Here is a 761-nt window from a genome sequence, read left to right as displayed (position 1 = left end):
GCCATCTTGTTTTCTGCAAGGTCAGTAATATCGCCCAGCGCAAAAATGCTCTGCTGCCCGACGACGCGAAGATCCGCGGAAACCTTGATGCGCCCTTCCGGGGTGATAACCGAGCCAAAGTGCTGTTGCATATATGCAGTGTTCGCGCGTCCACCAATACACCACAACGCCAGATCATAGGAAAGCTGTCGGCCCGACCCCGTTTTTACCTCTCCGCCCTCAGCAAAAACGTCTTCGACGGATCGATCTGCCCCTGCGATCTGTTCGTTGGTGAGGATGGTAACGCCACGGCTTCTGAGCACAGATTCTGCGTGGGCGGCCACCTCCGCGGAGGTACCGGCCAGGATCCGTGGGCCCCGCTCGACGATGGTGATAGCCTTCCTGGGCCAAGTTTGAGTCAGTTCGCCGGCAACCTCGACTCCGATGGGACCACCGCCGATGATAAGGATCCGTTGGGCAGCAGCGAGCTGCTGGTGAATCTTCTCATAGAATGCTTTCCGCTCGGTAGCGGTTCCCTCCGGAGCACGAACGAGTTCATTGGCAAACCGGCTACCCGTAGCAAGTACGGTGATCTTGCTTTCGACGAAGACCCGTCCGCCGCCGGCTGTATCGACCAGACCACCTCTTGGACTTAATTCCACTAATCGCCCGCGAAGATGCTCCACATTTGGGAGTGCCTCGGTGAATGGGATGATTGCGTCCGTCGCGATACGCGGCGCAACAAGGCCGCGCGGCGCAGCCATCGGCACCTCGAAGTAATC

Annotated in this window: 1 protein-coding gene; it reads right to left on the bottom strand. The window is 58.6% G+C overall.

Annotation, left to right across the window (positions count from 1 at the left end; translation table 11 throughout):
• A partial coding sequence (locus U5771_RS35225) for an FAD-dependent oxidoreductase (RefSeq protein WP_322028190.1) occupies positions 1 to 761 on the bottom strand: 761 nt, incomplete at both ends.

It is taken from the genome of Burkholderia sp. BCC1977 (genome assembly GCF_905339595.1).
GTDB lineage: Bacteria > Pseudomonadota > Gammaproteobacteria > Burkholderiales > Burkholderiaceae > Burkholderia.
Note: the sequence above shows the minus strand (reverse complement) of the source record. Positions and strands in the feature narration are given on the sequence as shown.